Origin of the sequence: Microcystis sp. M44BS1 (assembly GCF_020244875.1) — a bacterium.
Classification (GTDB): domain Bacteria; phylum Cyanobacteriota; class Cyanobacteriia; order Cyanobacteriales; family Microcystaceae; genus Microcystis; species Microcystis panniformis.
Genome location: NZ_JADBVM010000138.1, coordinates 22,369 through 38,770 on the forward strand (window position 1 = coordinate 22,369; position 16,402 = coordinate 38,770).

A 16,402-nucleotide genomic window follows, 5' to 3' on the forward strand; every position below is an offset into this window, starting at 1 on the left:
CCTAGGAGTTAGATCGTGACAGTAAGAGTTCGTATTGCCCCCAGTCCCACGGGAAATTTACACATTGGAACAGCGCGCACAGCCGTGTTTAACTGGCTTTTTGCCCATCATCACCAGGGGAAATTTATCTTGCGCGTGGAAGATACAGATTTAGAACGTTCTCGACCAGAATATACCGAAAATATTCAAGCGGGACTACAATGGTTAGGATTGAATTGGGATGAAGGTCCTTTTTTTCAAACTCAACGCCTTAATTATTATCGTCAGGCCATTCAAACCCTGCTCGATCGAGGTTTAGCCTATCGTTGTTATTGTACCCCGGAAGAATTGGAAAAAATGCGGGAAGAACAAAAAGCCCGCAATCTTGCCCCCCGTTATGATAATCGTCACCGTTATCTCACCCCCGAACAAGAAGCGCAATTCGAGCAAGGGGGGAGAAAAGCAGTAATTCGTTTTATTATTGACGATGATCGAGAAATTATTTGGCAGGATTTAATCCGGGAAAAAGTCATCTGGAAAGGTAGTGATTTAGGGGGGGATATGGTGATCGCTCGTACCCCAGAAAATGCAGAAGAAAACTTCGGTCAGCCTCTCTATAATTTAGCGGTAGTTGTTGATGATATTGATATGGCAATTACCCATGTTATTCGTGGGGAAGATCACATCGCTAATACCGCTAAACAAATTCTTTTATACGAAGCTTTGGGGGCAAAAGTGCCAGAGTTTGCCCACACTCCTTTGATCTTAAATCAGGAGGGTCGTAAGTTATCTAAACGGGATGGAGTCACTTCGATCGATGATTTCCGAAAACTGGGTTTTTTGCCGCAAGCTTTGGTTAATTACATGACTCTCCTAGGTTGGACTCCTCCCGATTCCACTGAAGAAATTTTTACCCTTGAAACGGCCGCTGAAGTGTTTAGTTTAGAACGGGTAAATAAAGCAGGGGCAAAATTTGACTGGACGAAATTGGATTGGATTAATAGTCAATATCTCCATCGTTTAACCGGTGAGGAATTAGTGCCTTTACTCCTTCCCTACTGGCAAGAAGCGGGGTATAATTTTGCTGCTGAAACCGATCGAGCTTGGTTGGTCGGTTTGGCTACTCTCATCGGTCCGAGTTTAACTCGTTTAAGCGATGCTGTGGCTGAAAGTCGCTTACTTTTAACCCCTCTGGCTAATTATAATCAGGAGGCTTTGAGTCAATTACAATTAGAGGGAGTTAAGGATATTATCAAGGATATTCTCGCCGCTATTAGTCCCGATTTGACTGGAGAAGTTGCTAAGGGTATTGTGGAGACAACAACTAAAGCCCATCGGGTGAAAAAAGGTCTAGTGATGAAGTCTCTACGCGCCGCTTTGATGGGGGAGTTACATGGTCCAGATTTAATGCAGTCTTGGCTACTTCTCAATCAAAAAGGTTGGGATATATCCCGTCTTCAGCAAGCAGTAAATAGTTAAATTGATTGGCTATCAGTTATCAGAAAATTTCTCGTATATTAGGGTTGACAAATGCCCTAAGATTGCTATATACTTTCTAGTATAATGGGAATCCGTGTCGCCCTGCATACCCTGCTCGTGATCGATTACTGAGGGGACGGGGGCAAATTTTTCGGTTTTTTCCCCTAGCTGTCAGGGACGATCTAGAAACTTTCTTAATTTTTAGGCATTATCCGCAACTTTTCCCTAAATATAGATTTGTTAATCTCCTGACAAAAAGCTATGGGTGAAAAAAAACGCATTGGACTTCTCACCAGTGGTGGCGACTGTGCGGGTTTAAATGCCGCCATTCGTGCCGTTGTCCACCATGCCAGTGGCAATTATGGCTGGGAAGTGGTGGGTATTCGAGAAGCAACTAACGGATTAGTTAGCCGTCCCCCCAAAACCACGATCTTTGATATTGAAGGAGTCGATCGCCTGTTGGTGATGGGGGGAACAATTCTCGGTACTACCAATAAGGGGGATCCCTTCGCTTTCCCGATGCCGGATGGAACCGTGATCGATCGCTCTCAGGACATCATCGACGGCTATCATAGTCTAGGACTGGATGCCCTGATCGGCATCGGTGGCGATGGTAGTCTGGCGATTTTGCGCCGTATTGCCCAACAGGGAGGCATTAATCTGATTGGTATCCCCAAAACCATCGATAATGATGTGGGAGCTACAGAAGTCTCCATCGGCTTCGATACAGCTACTAATATCGCTACAGAAGCCCTCGATCGCCTCCATTTTACCGCCGCTAGTCATAACCGGGTGATGATTCTAGAAGTTATGGGTAGAGATGCCGGCCATATCGCCCTGGCTGCCGGTATTGCGGGGGGGGCCGATATCATTCTCATTCCCGAAATTCCCTACCGATTAGAGAAGGTCTGCGAGAAGATCCGGCAACGGCAGCGTATGGATAAACAGTTTTCTCTGATTATTGTCTCCGAGGCTGTGCGTACCGAAACCGGCGATCGCCTAGTGCAAAAGAAAGCCCTAGGGGAAGATCGTCTCGGGGGTATCGGTCGCTATTTAGCCGAAGAAGTTGCCAGGGAAACCGGGGCCGAAACGAGAGTGACTTTCCTGGGCCACATTCAACGGGGGGGCATTCCTTCTCCAATGGATCGCCTACTGGGGGCGGCTTTTGGTGTGGCGGCCGTGGATCTGATCGCCCGGGGAGAATTCGATCGCATGGTGGCCTGGCAAAATCGGCAAGTGGTCAGTGTTCCCATTGAGGAGGCGATTAAAACCTATCGCATCGTCGATCTCGAAGAAACTTTAGTCAAAACCGCCAGGGGTTTGGGTATTTGTCTAGGGGATTGAGATTAAATCTAGGGGAATCGGTGCGAGAATTAACCCTTAAGTATCGCCCTTTCCCCACTGATTAAAATTACCAATCAAATAAAGATAAACTCTGATAATTATTTTTCGGCAATTTCGCCAGTAAACCTAAATGATTAATAGTTCAGTTAATGTAGCAGAAAGATTGTTAGAAATCAACAATCTCGATCGAGAATTATTTAATTATTTTCAAGACAAATTACTTGATTCTGAGCAATTATCTCGTACTCTAGTGAGTTTTCAAGGTAATAAGAACCAACCAGTTTATCGCTGGTATAAATATAAAGAGGGTTTTTCCGTTGATCTGATAGTTTATCTCCTAGAAAAATATGGTATCAAACAAGGAAAAATACTAGACCCTTTCGCCGGCAGCGGAACAACTTTATTTGCGGCGGCGGCTAGGGGTTTATCAGCAGATGGAATAGAACTATTGCCGATTGGACAGGAATTAATTATTACTAGACAAATTTTAGAAAATGGCTTAAATAGTGATGATATACATCGTCTAGAGTATTGGTCTAACCATAGCCTTTGGCAACAGGTAGATGACAAAGTTAAGTTATTAGAATTACCAATTACTCAAGGAGCATATCCCCAAGAAAATCAGGCTTGTATAGAAAGTTACTTAGGGTTGATTGCCCAAGAGAATGAGCGAGTGCAAGCGATCTTAAAATTTGCCTTACTTTCTATTCTCGAATCAATTAGCTATACTAGAAAAGATGGTCAATACCTCCGTTGGGATTATCGTTCTGGTAAACAACAGGGTAAAAATATATTTGACAAAGGAAAAATTTTAGACTTTAAAACTGCCCTACATAGCAAGTTACGAGAAATTCTCGCAGATTTAGAGCCTAGTCAGCAACAATTGGAACTTTTTTCTAGAGATTATTCTCGGGGAAAAATTCAACTATATCAAGGTTCTTGTCTTGAGATTTTGCCAGAGATTTCCTCAGAAAAATACGATTCTATTATTACTTCTCCTCCTTATTGTAATCGCTATGATTATACTCGTATCTACGCTTTGGAATTGGCTCTATTGGGAATAGATCAACTACAATTAAAACAATTACGTCAACAAATGCTTAGTTGCACTGTTGAAAATAAACCCAAGGAGTTACTAAAAATAAATGAACATTGGTCGCCAGCCATTGCCATAACTGATCGTCAAAAATTATTAGAGAGTATCCTGGGTTATTTAGAGGAATTAAAATCAAGCAAGGCCTTAAATAACCATGGTATTCCTCGGATGATTAGGGGGTATTTTCTGGAAATGTCTTGTCTAATTTATGAATGTTTTCGGGTTATGAAATCCTCTGGTATTTTTTGTATGATTAATGATAACGTTCGTTATGCGGGAGCTAGTATTTCTGTAGATTTAATTTTGTCAAAAATCGCCGAAGAAATTGGATTTAAAGTAGAAAATATTTTAGTAGTTCCTCAGGGAAAAGGTAATAGTAGTCAGCAAATGGGATCTCATGGTAGAGAATCTTTAAGAAAATGTATTTATGTGTGGAGAAAGCCTTAATGGAAAAACCCTATCTCTTGCATTTAAATCAAAGTTGTGATTTGGAGACTACCTATGAAGCTATCCGTTCAGGATTTATTGCTCTAGCCTTAGAAAAAAATCAGAGAGCTACTCCTTTAATTGCAGAAGCAAGAACCTTAAAAATTATTGCCCAAACCGTAAACAATCCTAGAGATTTACTAAACATCCCAGATATTCAAGCGGCTTTATTAACTGCATCGGGAATTTCTGATAAAGCTAAAAATTATTTACATCCCCAAGACAAGGTAGAAGCAATTCAAGAATTAATTGTCAATTTTCTGGAACCTGCGGGGACTAATTTTGTCGAGGAGTTAGTCTATAGATTTCTATTGATTCGGGGTGACACTTTAGGAGGAATAATGAGAAACGCGGGTGGCTCCTTAGCTCAAAGTAAATTTACTCGTTCTCTATTAGCAACTTTAAGAGTAGCAGGGATTGCTTATGATTGGCTCAATTCTAGTAATAATCAATGGAGAGAAGCTGAAGAAATGACACCTAATCTAGAAATCTTGGTTAGAGGTGTTAGCTGGTTAAATAACAGCCAACCAAGAACAATAATTTATAATGTCAATGTTCCCATTGTTAATAACAACAATATTGATTTGTGCCTTTTAAAATGTGATTCGACGCAATTAGCTAATCAAAAAATCAAAAAACAAACCTTACAATCTGCTGATTTATACATTGCTTTGGGAGAATTAAAAGGTGGGATTGATCCCGCAGGAGCAGATGAACATTGGAAAACTGCTCGTACTGCTTTGCAGAGAATTGATGATGCTTTTAGAAAAATCTCTAAGCATCCTTATACTTTTTTTATCGGCGCTGCTATTGAAACAAAAATGGCTAGGGAAATTTATCGGCAATTAGAGACGAAAAAACTCACCAATGCCGCTAACTTAACCAATGATAATCAACTGGTTTCAATTATGCGTTGGCTATGCCATCTTTAACCTAGTTAACATTTAGAAAACTACCCCTCAAATAAAGATAAACTCTGATAATTGTTTTTCGGCAATTTCGCCAGTAAACCTAAATGATTAATAGCCGCTCTTGTAGGTTGGGTTAAGCGACAGCGCAACCCAACACCAAAGGCAGATGACAAAACAATACACACTTCTCCCCTCCCGTTGTATTAAAAGCTACAATTTAATAAATCTTTATATTTCTCTCCCCTTAGTCCCTCGCCTTCGGGAGCGATAGGTTAGTATAGAGTGGGTGAAAACAATTTTTCTCCATTGATTTCGGGTATCTCATGCGTATTCAATGGGATGAAGCCAAACGACAGCGAGTTTTAACAGAACGTGACATTGACTTCACTCGGTTAAACGATCTGCTTTACAAACCTTACATCGAAGACCAACGCTCTGAGCAGCCAGAACAATATCGGATTGTTGGCTTTGCGGGCGGAACGTTAACAACATTCATCGTAGAATACAGAGTCGATGAAGTCGGTGATTACATTTGGGTTGTCACCGCTTGGAAATCAACTAAACAGGAGCGCAAAAGCTATGAGGAAACAGTCAACTGAAATTAAAGATATTGAGGAAATTGCTCAACAAGCACATCTAGGGAAAGATGTCTCTGAGCATTTCACAGGTAATTTTCAGGTTAAGCAACAAATTAATCTTGATTTTCCCCCGGAGTTACTAGGAAGCATAGATGTAGAGTGTCAATTGCAGAACATGAATCGTCAGGATTGGATCAAGATGGTTTGCGTTGAAAAACTCCGTGCAATTCAATCTAGCAGAATAGCCAATACTGTTTAGTGGGGTCAAAGTATCCTACGCTACAATTTAATAAATATTTACATTTCTCTCCCTCGCTTAGGGATTGACAGGGAAAGGTATTTTCCCCTGTTTTACCCCTTCTCAGGCGAACTATCCGCTTCCGTGAGGGATTTTGGTGCGGTATGTCAGATTTGCCTTTGCCTTCAGCGATTCAGATTTTGGTTTTTTTGATTGTACTGATAGTGATCGCCATTTCCCCTGAAGAAGTTGAAGAAACTTGTTTGGAAGTCGCTCCAGTGCAACAGGCAAAAAATAAAACCCCCTCAACTGACTGAATGAAGGGGCATTTATAGTATTTTTATAAGCAATTTAGCCTACTTTTGTTGTTTCTTTTTCGGTGTATTGAGAGGGTTTTAGTTTGCGCTTGAGGGTTGAAGCTGCGCCGAGGGTGCCGAGGGTGAGGAGGCTGAGGGTTGAGGTGGGTTCATTGGTTTTTTCAACTCTAAAACTTCTAGTAAAATTATCTGAGCCACATTCATTTTGTCCATTAAGTGTAGTACAAGAGAATGAAGTTAAAGAGTAAGAAGCATTGGGAAGTAACTCTCTTGAATAAATAACTCGGGTGTTTCCTGTAACTTCAAAAAGTGGTTGAAATGCCATGCCAAAAAAGATATCATCTTCTGATTGTCCTGTTATTGGAGATAAAAATGTTACATCAACACTCACCGAGTTAGAACCAACATTAATAGATGAATTACCTATAGCAGAACCAGGAATTATAGGCTCTGCCGTAATTTCAATGGGTTGAGTGCCAATACCTGGCTCTAAAACAGGACAACTACCTGTATTAGTAAAACTACAGAAAAAACCAGCACTACCTAAAATGGGACTAAAGTGCTCAGGGTTAAAGAAAAATTCAAGTGATAAAGAAGTAACTTCTTGTACTGGTGGATCCAAAAACCACCAAATCTCATCTGCTACAAACCAAGCATCAGGAGGTAGTAATTCTGGATAGCCTCTATCGAGACATTCTTTTTGACTAAAGATAAATGATACTTTTTCACATTTTCTTACTATTATTACACTTGTGAAGAGCTCACCATTATCGGCAATAGCATTTGACTTTTCTGAAAAAATTAAATCGGTCGAGCATAGTGGAAACGCTCCTAATACAGCATAAAGTAACAAGCTTTTCCATCGTTTATTCATGAAATACCTCTGGGAACAATAGTGCGATCGCCCCCCTCTTAGCCAGGTCAAGCAACAGCCTAACCCAAACCCAAAGGCGAATAGCAGAACTATACACACTCCCCCCCACAACTGTATTAAAAGCTACAATTTAATAAATCTTTATATTTCCTTCTTAATCTCTATAAAGAAACCGCAGAACCGAATCGGTTGTGAACAGCCCACCGCTTTACGGAAGAGATGAACTAAGATTGTGAGTAGGTAGGACTAAGCAGCAATTTATCCAGTTCATTCAAGATGCGCTCTTGGCTGCGGGGCTGTAACCGTTTTAGATAACGCTCGGCTGGTTTTAAGATTATGTAACGCCACATCCTAACTCAGCCTTTAACTTTACTAAGGATTTGCCAGGATCGCGCCCTTCTAAATATTCCTGATAGGCTTTCTTTCCCACTTCAATTTCTTCAGATCGATCAATTACGATCAATGGAAAACACTATGGGGTAGAAGTAAGAGGAAGAGTATTTGATCATCTGTCTCCTCAAGGAATGAAACGAGAGGATTGGCTAAAGATTTTCATTGCCAAAGTGAAGAGTTTATAAGCTACAATGTCGGGACTATAGCTCGTCTAGTAATTCTGGTGAAACCGTCTATTTGTGATAGCATATAGTTAGACTTCGACCATTTGGGAGAGGCAAACTATGATAGATTATAATTTAGACGCGGCGCATAGCATTCTCTATATGCGACCTAAATCTGCACTTGCGGCGGAAGATTTTGTCAAGATTGCGGAGGCAGTGGATCCCCACATTGAAGCCACTGGTGGCCTTGCTGGCGTAATCATTGAAGTTCCCGAGTTCACTGGTTGGGAGAGTTTTGGTGCCTTGGTCGCTCATTTCCGGCTGATACGCGACCATCACAAGTACGTCAGTAAGGTTGCCGTGGTGACTGATTCCACTCTGGTTAAACTGATTGAAAGTCTGGCTTCCCACTTTGTCGCCGCTGAAGTCAGGCAGTTCCCTTGGGGGGAAACTGAGGTAGCGACCCAATGGATATTGGGCGGCTCCTGATTCTCTTACAGTACAATAGACATCTCCAGCAATTAACCTCAATCTAGCCTGAATTTTGGAGATGTCTAATACAGGTTTAGACCGAACCGCTGGTCCTCTAGGAGATATACTTGATCTGGATTACTCGAGTTCTGCAATATCCGCGATCGGGGTTTTAACTTCTAGTCTGGTTTCTGGTACAAACTACTACCTTTCTGGTAGCTACAGTGGTGCTGCTTTTTCAAGCAACGCTTCCTCGCTTTTTATCGAAAGATGACACAAAATTTCGGAGACCTCAAAAACTTGCAAATACTATTTTTATAGTAGAAACTAATTTTTCCGCCAAAGATATCCACTATTTTTGTATAAAAGTAGTAGAAAATATGGGATTATACTCAGAGGATTGGTCAGTCGAGAGAGAACCTAAATAATCCCTCCACCATCTCTTGACAAATCGCCTTAATTATGTATTACTATATCTCGCTCCATCCTGATATTTTTATGAAGCTAGAAGGGTATATTAAGAAGGTAAGAGATTCCGATCAACGCTTATTGAGATCAACCTATTATGGCTCTTCGGGACTTGGTATGGTTCGATATGGGGGCATAAATCGACTCAATCCTTATCTGGCAAGAGATTTAATTGATTAGTTCGCCCCAGATCGCAAACAATTAACAAAAATTGCGGCAATGTCTGTCTCTATAAAGGTTTCATTCCTTATAACCCCGTCCATTGCATAAGACAAACCGAAGAACCCCTATTATGCTTATTTACTTTATTCACGGAGTGGCCACAAGAGATGCTAGTTATGCCAATAAATTAATCAAACTAATTGAAGAAGAATGTAAACGCAAAAATCGGGCGATTCCCTACTGTTATGCGGGATTTTGGGGAAATGTTCTCAAAGGAACCGAAAAATTATGGCGAGATATAGACCAAGAATTACAGACAAAAAAACAGAAAAATAGTAATTTTAATCCCGAGCAATCCTTTCGCTATCAAAATTTTAGAAAAGAGTATTTATCTTATTTTATCGGTGACGCATTTAGCTATTTAGGCAGCGATCGAGGAAAACAAATTCGCCGCATTATTGCCGATCAATTAATCGATCTTGTTCAAGCTTATCCCCAGGAAACCGAATTACATATAGTTGCCCATTCTTTGGGTACTGTAATCCTTTGGTATCTGTTATTTTCCGAGCGTTTTGATCCTAAAGATCCCGCTCATGAAATTCGTGATCTTATCGGTAAAGAATGGGGCAAACTTTCCCTATCTAGTGTAACAACAATGGGTTCACCGATACCATTTTTAAATTTAACTCTAGGCATTGATACCAATCAAATTGAAAAATTTATTAGCCAGCATCAAGGCCAGCGTTTGCTCTGGAATAATCTGATTAATTCCTCCGATATTATCGCTTATCCAATTCGTCCTCTTTTTGATTCTATAACCGATGTATCCAAAATTTTAATGAGCGATTATTATCTAGAAGCGACCGGCAATATTTTTGATTCCGTAGAAATTGCTGCCGTTGTCTTAAATTCCCTTAATGCTCATACCTATTACCTAGCATCAGATAAAGTGGCTAAAAATATCGTAGAGACAATTTATTTTAATCAGCAGGATTATAATCATAGCAATAGTTACAGTAATAACACTTGTGTTGATCTTGCCATAGAAAGAATAGCCAAAATATCTGGAGTGACTAAAGATGTGGTAAAAATGAAACCTTTAAAAGAAAAAATATTACTAGAAGGTAAATTCAAAGATGCCAGTGGTTATATTTATTTAAGCTCAGATATATATCGTGTTCATCATGTTTATATACAGGACAATCATCAAAATATCGTATATGCTGTATATGTGGGTTGGATTCATGTAGAGGGATTGAAAAATTCTGTTACAGAAATCATCAGACAGCTATGTTATGTCAACAATGAAGCAAAGAATAGCTAATAGCATGATGTACCAGACAATTTTTTAATTTTCCCTGCGCTATACTGCCATTATTGAGATTAAACCAGCATTTATGAATCAATCCCCCCGCATTCTAGCACTCGATTTTGATGGTGTTCTTTGTGATGGCATGATCGAGTATTTTCAGATTAGCAAACGCACCTATGAAACCCTTTGGCCGGAAATAATTCCCGAGGATTTTTTCCCGAGGTTTTCGCAACTTCGTCCCGTTATCGAAACCGGTTGGGAAATGCCTTTACTGTTGCGATCGCTCGTTCTCGGTATTCCCGACGGGGAAGCTTTAAATAATTGGCCGTTAATTCGGCAAAATCTGCTAGAAAGGGAGAAAATAGCGAAAAAAGTCCTCTCAAATGCTCTCGATAGTCTTCGGGATCGATGGATTGAGTCGGATCTAGAGTCTTGGTTAGCCTTACATCAATTTTATCAACCCGCAATCGATCGCCTGGCCTCTCTTTTAGACTCGGATTTTTTGGTTTATATCATCACTACAAAAGAAAGTCGTTTTGTCAAGCAATTGTTACAAAAAGTAGCAATTGATTTTCCGGCAGCGAGATTAATTGGCAAGGAAATTAAACAGCCGAAATACGTCACTATTCAGCAAATACTAGCTGATTTACCAGAATCTCCCGCTAATTTGTGGTTTGTCGAGGATCGTCTCGATGCGTTGGAATTAGTAGAGCAACAAGCCGATTTAAACGATGTGGGCTTATATTTAGCCGATTGGGGATATAATACCGCTCAAATGCGCCAAAAAGTCGCCCAAGATACCCGTATTAAGCTGTTATCTCTATCTCAATTTGCGGCAGACTTTACCCACTGGTAGAGTCAGTAACGAGGAATATTAAAACTTCCCCCATTACCCCATGAGCATTGTTAAGCTTTCTTTATACACTTGTACTAACTGTCAATTTCTTTTACAATGGTCATAGGTCGATATTCCAAAAATTTTGTGGAGCTATGATTGACTGCCTGACTGTGGCTCGCTACTTTATTATCAGAGCTTACGAGGATGGTATAGACGCTGAAATGACTAATATGAAAGTCCAAAAGCTTTTATATTATGCACAGAGCTTGCATTTGGCCCTATACGATGAACCATTGTTTAAGGAGGAAATTCAAGCATGGCGTTACGGTCCGGTTTGTCCTGCTGCCTATAAGTTCTACAGTGATTTTGAGGCTGAACAATTACCAATTCCTCGCCAAGAATGCCTGTCTGGGCTGCCATCGGAGAAAAAAGAACTTTTAGCAGAAATTTGGCAATATTTCGGTAACTACCACGCCTATCGGTTGAGTGACATGACTCACGCGGAATTTCCTTGGAAAAAGGCTCGTAAAGGTCTGCCACCAGAAGAAAGTTCCACAGAGCCAATTCTCCTTGATGATATGAAAGCATTAGGTTATCAAAAGCTTGATTTGATAGAACAGGAACATCCGGCCTACAAAGCAGCCATGTCTGAAGTTTTGAAGGAAGCATTGGCGACGGAATCTTCTCATCCTATTGGGAAAGGAGAAGTGCATGACTGGCTCAATTCCCTTCTCGATTGAATCTTCTGACAACTTCGAGCGCTCTTTCAAAAAACTGGCAAAAGTTCACAAAAATAGCTTTGTTGAACTTATTGCCAAAACTTTAGAAGATTTAATCGACGACCAATATCCTCATAACTCCCGTCAGGAACCTCTACCGGGGAAAATTCAGTTGCCGGAAGGCTGGACTTTTCATAAGCTCCATATCCGGGTTTCAAAAGGTGCTGCGGGGCAAATTAGATTAATGTATTTAGTGAGCGCGACTACCTACACAATTAAACTGGTTTGGATTTATAGCCATGATTTGAAAGCTATTATCCGAGAGATTCTGGATTTTTAGGCAGAAATCTACTTCTTGCTGGGTTAGGACGCATATTAAACTGATGGGTAAACTAAGCTAAGACGCATTTAAACCGCTTATTCTTAGATTAGCCGAACCTCCCCCAATCCCTTTACTGTTGCCTTTTGCAAGAGTGCCTCTTGCCTCGTCTCAACAAGCAATTTAAATTACGAACAGCTTATCTAACTTATCGTCGTCTAACCTACCCGACATTATCTGCTATACTAAAAAGCGTAGTCGTTATGAGTTGCATTTACGGTTATGACTGTCGAGAATTTAGTCATTATTGGTTCAGGACCCGCGGGATATACGGCGGCGATTTATGCGGCGCGTGCGAACTTAAAACCCTTGATGTTTGAGGGTTTCCAAGCGGGAGGCATTCCGGGGGGACAATTGATGACCACCACAGAAGTAGAAAATTTCCCCGGTTTTCCCGAAGGAATCACCGGTCCGAAGCTGATGGAAAGAATGAAGGAACAGGCCGAAAGATGGGGGACCCAATGCTATACCGAAGATGTTATCTCGGTGGATTTAAGTCAGCGTCCTTTTACCATTCGTTCCACGGACCGGGAAGTTAAGGCCAATAGTATTATTATCGCCACGGGAGCCACCGCCAAACGCTTAGGATTACCCAGCGAGGCCCAATTCTGGAGTAACGGCATTTCCGCTTGTGCTATCTGTGACGGTGCTACACCGATATTTAGAGAGGAAAACCTCGCTGTAATCGGTGGCGGTGACTCCGCAGCCGAAGAAGCCGTATATTTAACTAAATACGGCTCCCACGTCCATTTATTAATTCGCGGGGAAGCGATGCGTGCCTCGAAAGCAATGCAGGACCGGGTGTTAAATAATCCGAAAGTTACCGTTCATTTTCACACCCAAGCGGTGGATGTGTTCGGTACAGGCAGTAAAATGGCAGGAATACGCATTAAAAACTCGCAAACGGGAGAAATCAGCGAATTAGCCGTTAGAGGGTTATTTTATGCCATCGGTCACACTCCCAATACTTCCCTATTCCAAGGACAATTAGAATTAGACGAGGTGGGTTATGTGAAAGTCAAACCGGGGACTGTTGCTACCAGCGTCGAGGGGGTTTTTGCCGCAGGAGATGTGCAGGACCACGAATACCGTCAGGCAATTACTGCCGCAGGTACGGGGTGTATGGCGGCGTTATTGGCAGAAAGATGGTTATCGGAGCATAATTTAATCCAAGAATACCGTCAATCAGCCACTTCTGAACATTACGAGACGAAAACCGTTAGCGAAACCCCGGCCGATACGGAGGAAACTTTTGATATTCACAAAACCCGTCACGTTGGGGGTTATGCTTTACGGAAATTATTCCACGACGGCGATCGCTTGTTAATGGTAAAATATGTTTCTCCCACCTGTGGCCCCTGTAAAACCCTGAAACCGATTTTAGATAAAGTGGTCGATGAGTACGATGGCAAAATTTATTTTGTGGAAATTGACATCGAAGCTGACCCAGAAATTGCCAAAATGGGTCAAGTAACCGGGACTCCCACGGTACAATTCTTTAAGGACCGGGAATTAGTCAAGGAAATGCGCGGAGTCAAACAAAAAAGCGATTTTCGTCAAGTAATTGAGAGTTATCAATAATCAGTTATCAGTTATCAGTTATCAGTTATCAGATGTGAGTTTTGAGTTTACTGTTTACTGAAAAAGCTCCCCACACCCCACTTCCCCACACCCCACACCCCACACCCCCTATGCTAGAGGCCTTACAATTTGATTTTATGCGCCATGCCATCGCCGCAGGAATATTAGTTAGTATTGCCTGTGGGATTGTGGGTACTTTGGTAGTAGTTAATCGCGTGGTTTTTATCAGTGGGGGAATCGCTCACGCTGCCTATGGAGGGATAGGAATCGGTTATTTTTTTGGGATTAATCCTGTGGTGGGGGCGATATTTTTTACCTTTTTTTCGGCTTTAGGCATGGGATTTTTACAGCGTCGCATCCGGGAGAGAGCCGATACTTTAATCGGGGTGATGTGGGCAATTGGTATGGCGATTGGGGTAATTTTTATTGATTTAACCCCAGGTTATAAAGCTGATTTAATGAGTTATCTTTTTGGTAGTATTTTGACTGTACCGAGGGATGATTTATGGATAATGGCGGGCATAGATATATTAATTATAACCTTAGTTAGTATCTTTTATAAAGAGTTGTTAGCCATATCTTTTGATGAAACCTTTGCGATTATTCGCAATATTCCCGTGGAGATAATTTATTTGGGTTTAATGGGAATAACCGCTTTAACTATTGTGGCGGTCATGCAGGTGGTAGGATTAATTATGGTAATTGCTTTGTTAACTATTCCCGCCGCTATCAGTGGACAATTTGTTAAAAATATGAAGGGAATGATGATCCTAGCGATTATTTTAGGAATTGTCTTTACTTTGGTTGGTTTATGGTTATCCTATAGTTTAAATCTCACCTCGGGGGCGACAATTATTTTAGTGGCAGGATTGGGTTATTTAATCAGTCTTGCTTGGAAACCTTTTATGCTAACTATCACCAGAAAAATATCTAATCTTTAAGGCTCTCCCCTAGTTGTGGTGATCAGAAAAAGTTATCTAGGGCTTGCTGAATAAATCTAACAACCTTGTTGGATAAAGTTTTTAGACTTTTTTTCCCTCAAAAAGTGCCGACCATTGGAGTGATTGGGGGGAAAATTCCGGGACTTTTTCCCGGAAAATTAGGTAATTGACCACCTGAAAATAGGTAAAACCCCACACCCCACACCCCAAGAAAAACTTTTTGCCGCAAACCCTATCTAGGGAAGGGCGAAGGCACGCCCCCACATTGCCCCACATTAGTTGTTCTCTAGAGGGCGATGGGATAGTCCTGCCAATCATAACCCCAAACGCTGCTTTTGGCGGGCTTTATAGGAAGCTAACAGCCAAATAGAGCCAGAAATCAAAGAAGGAGCAAGGACGAAACAAGTGGCCATGGTCACGGGATGTTCCCGGGCCCAGACCCAATAAATCATCACGGCAAAAATCAAGCCACAGTAAGCTAGTCCTAGAAAGGGGATGCCAATAACTAAAATGGCGAATCGAGTATCTTTATCCATAAAATATCGGGATGACAGCGAAAATTTAGCTGATGGGTTCCGCTTGTCCCTATGTTTACTTATAATCTTCCTTCTGGGATTGCTTGGGGAAAAATAAGGTATTTTTTAGAATTAGGCGCTGATTATTGGGAGGCCTTCCTTGCCGAAACAAAGATTAGATTTATTATTAGTAGCCAAAAATCTCTGTGATTCCCGTCAACAGGCACAGCGATTAATTCGCGCTGGAGAGGTGAAAGTCAATCACCAAATCATTGATAAACCTGCCACAGAAATCGATCCAGAAGCGGCGATCGAGGTTAAGCAGAAACTGCCCTATTTGTCAAGGGGGGGCGAAAAATTAGCCAAGGCCTTAGAATTGTTTGCCATCGATGTCAGCGATCGCATTTGTTTAGATGGGGGCATTTCCACGGGGGGATTTACCGATTGTCTCTTGCAAAAAGGGGCAAAACAGGTTTATGGGGTCGATGTGGGTTATGGACAAGTGGCCTGGAGTTTACGGCAGGATCAACGAGTTATTTTACTAGAAAGAACTAATTTTCGCTATTTAACCCCAGAAAAGTTATACGGACAGGAAAAACCCGCCGATTTAGCAGTTATGGATCTGTCTTTTATTTCTCTGACCAAAGTTTTACCGACCCTGTGGACGCTATTAAATCCACCGCGAGAGGCGATTTTATTGGTCAAACCCCAATTCGAGGTGGGACGGGAAAAAGTCGGTAAAAAAGGGGTAGTTCGCAACCATCAAGACCAAGCAGGGGCAATTTTTCAGGTTTTACAGGCCGCCGAAGTCTTAGGATGGTTCTATCGGGGTTTAACTTGGTCTCCCATTACCGGACCTGCGGGTAACGTCGAGTATCTTCTCTGGTTATCCACCGATACTGGCCCAGTTAGTCCCAGTTTAACAGCGATCGCAGAAATCACCCAAAAAGCGCTCGAACAGTTTTAAACCAGGTATTTTCTCAAGGAAGTGGGGAGAGGGGGAGATTTTCGGAAACCCCTTGACAAATGGCGAGACTTGCTTTAGACTTTATGTATAATGGGAATCCGTGCGCCCATATATATAGGGTTTTTGAGGGAAGATAAGAGAGAAAAAAATAGACTCAAAAATCGGGTTGGGTAGGAAGAGGATAAAGGTA

19 protein-coding genes are annotated in these 16,402 nt (G+C 41.5%); 15 read left to right on the forward strand and 4 right to left on the reverse strand.

Features of this window, described 5'->3' with window-relative positions; translation table 11 throughout:
* Positions 1-15 precede the first annotated feature (15 nt).
* The 6 genes from gltX (at position 16) to IM515_RS11425 (ending at position 6,132) form a co-directional block, all read left to right on the forward strand.
* Entirely contained in the window at positions 16-1,458 is a 1,443-nt protein-coding gene (gltX, locus tag IM515_RS11400; RefSeq protein ID WP_287627681.1) for a glutamate--tRNA ligase, read from the forward strand.
* 261 nt (positions 1,459-1,719) lie between these two features.
* Positions 1,720-2,802 carry an ATP-dependent 6-phosphofructokinase gene (locus tag IM515_RS11405; protein WP_287627680.1) on the forward strand — a complete coding sequence of 361 codons (1,083 nt, stop codon included), beginning with the start codon at positions 1,720-1,722 and terminating at the stop codon, positions 2,800-2,802.
* Between the two features lie 130 nt (positions 2,803-2,932).
* Positions 2,933-4,345: a DNA methyltransferase gene (locus tag IM515_RS11410; RefSeq protein WP_287627678.1), complete on the forward strand. Its 1,413-nt coding sequence runs from the start codon at positions 2,933-2,935 to the stop codon at positions 4,343-4,345.
* The gene (locus IM515_RS11415; protein WP_287704804.1) at positions 4,318-5,316 is read left to right on the forward strand and encodes a type II restriction endonuclease; all 999 of its coding nucleotides are present in this window, start codon (positions 4,318-4,320) and stop codon (positions 5,314-5,316) included. The genes IM515_RS11410 and IM515_RS11415 overlap by 28 nt, the downstream gene beginning before the upstream one ends.
* Positions 5,317-5,618: 302 nt before the next feature.
* Positions 5,619-5,894, forward strand: coding sequence for a BrnT family toxin (locus tag IM515_RS11420; protein ID WP_052275984.1), 276 nt, complete (start codon positions 5,619-5,621; stop codon positions 5,892-5,894).
* Positions 5,875-6,132 (forward strand): hypothetical protein, encoded by a 258-nt coding sequence (locus tag IM515_RS11425; RefSeq protein ID WP_052275983.1) that lies wholly within the window; start codon positions 5,875-5,877, stop codon positions 6,130-6,132. Before IM515_RS11420 ends, IM515_RS11425 begins: the two co-directional genes overlap by 20 nt.
* Positions 6,133-6,462: 330 nt before the next feature.
* Here IM515_RS11425 and IM515_RS11430 read toward each other — a convergent pair whose 3' ends face one another.
* Both IM515_RS11430 and IM515_RS11435 read right to left on the reverse strand, forming a co-directional pair.
* Positions 6,463-7,302, reverse strand: coding sequence for a hypothetical protein (locus IM515_RS11430; RefSeq protein ID WP_287627676.1), 840 nt, complete (start codon positions 7,300-7,302; stop codon positions 6,463-6,465).
* Positions 7,303-7,526: 224 nt separating this feature from the next.
* On the reverse strand, positions 7,527-7,652 hold the full coding sequence (locus tag IM515_RS11435) for a type II toxin-antitoxin system RelE family toxin (protein WP_287627675.1): 126 nt from the start codon (positions 7,650-7,652) through the stop codon (positions 7,527-7,529).
* A gap of 108 nt (positions 7,653-7,760) precedes the next feature.
* Here IM515_RS11435 and IM515_RS11440 point away from each other — a divergent pair, with 108 nt between their 5' ends.
* The 8 genes from IM515_RS11440 to IM515_RS11475 all read left to right on the forward strand — a co-directional run bounded on the left by IM515_RS11440 (position 7,761) and on the right by IM515_RS11475 (position 14,730).
* Entirely contained in the window at positions 7,761-7,880 is a 120-nt protein-coding gene (locus tag IM515_RS11440) for a papain fold toxin domain-containing protein (RefSeq protein WP_287627692.1), read from the forward strand.
* A 99-nt stretch (positions 7,881-7,979) separates the two neighbouring features.
* Positions 7,980-8,348 (forward strand): SpoIIAA family protein, encoded by a 369-nt coding sequence (locus IM515_RS11445; RefSeq protein WP_002787053.1) that lies wholly within the window; start codon positions 7,980-7,982, stop codon positions 8,346-8,348.
* Between the two features lie 742 nt (positions 8,349-9,090).
* Complete coding sequence (locus tag IM515_RS11450; RefSeq protein WP_287627674.1) at positions 9,091-10,284, forward strand: lipase family protein; 1,194 nt, start codon at positions 9,091-9,093, stop codon at positions 10,282-10,284.
* 73 nt (positions 10,285-10,357) lie between these two features.
* Positions 10,358-11,128, forward strand: coding sequence for an HAD family hydrolase (locus tag IM515_RS11455; RefSeq protein ID WP_287627673.1), 771 nt, complete (start codon positions 10,358-10,360; stop codon positions 11,126-11,128).
* Between the two features lie 134 nt (positions 11,129-11,262).
* Positions 11,263-11,850 (forward strand): Panacea domain-containing protein, encoded by a 588-nt coding sequence (locus tag IM515_RS11460; protein WP_004267991.1) that lies wholly within the window; start codon positions 11,263-11,265, stop codon positions 11,848-11,850.
* Positions 11,822-12,169: a hypothetical protein gene (locus IM515_RS11465; protein ID WP_287627672.1), complete on the forward strand. Its 348-nt coding sequence runs from the start codon at positions 11,822-11,824 to the stop codon at positions 12,167-12,169. Before IM515_RS11460 ends, IM515_RS11465 begins: the two co-directional genes overlap by 29 nt.
* Positions 12,170-12,430: 261 nt before the next feature.
* A complete protein-coding gene (gene trxB, locus IM515_RS11470) occupies positions 12,431-13,789 on the forward strand; it encodes a thioredoxin-disulfide reductase (protein ID WP_002770232.1) in 1,359 nt (452 codons plus the stop codon).
* A 110-nt stretch (positions 13,790-13,899) separates the two neighbouring features.
* Positions 13,900-14,730, forward strand: a complete 831-nt coding sequence (locus IM515_RS11475; RefSeq protein ID WP_002770233.1) for a metal ABC transporter permease — start codon at positions 13,900-13,902, stop codon at positions 14,728-14,730.
* Between the two features lie 81 nt (positions 14,731-14,811).
* Here IM515_RS11475 and IM515_RS11480 read toward each other — a convergent pair whose 3' ends face one another.
* Together IM515_RS11480 and IM515_RS11485 are read right to left on the reverse strand one after the other, a co-directional pair.
* Positions 14,812-15,006, reverse strand: coding sequence for a hypothetical protein (locus tag IM515_RS11480; protein ID WP_043996868.1), 195 nt, complete (start codon positions 15,004-15,006; stop codon positions 14,812-14,814).
* 38 nt (positions 15,007-15,044) lie between these two features.
* Positions 15,045-15,266 carry a hypothetical protein gene (locus IM515_RS11485; protein WP_002770234.1) on the reverse strand — a complete coding sequence of 74 codons (222 nt, stop codon included), beginning with the start codon at positions 15,264-15,266 and terminating at the stop codon, positions 15,045-15,047.
* Positions 15,267-15,405: 139 nt separating this feature from the next.
* Between IM515_RS11485 and IM515_RS11490 the strand changes: the two genes are divergently transcribed.
* Complete coding sequence (locus tag IM515_RS11490) at positions 15,406-16,212, forward strand: TlyA family RNA methyltransferase (protein WP_002770237.1); 807 nt, start codon at positions 15,406-15,408, stop codon at positions 16,210-16,212.
* Positions 16,213-16,402 lie beyond the last annotated feature (190 nt).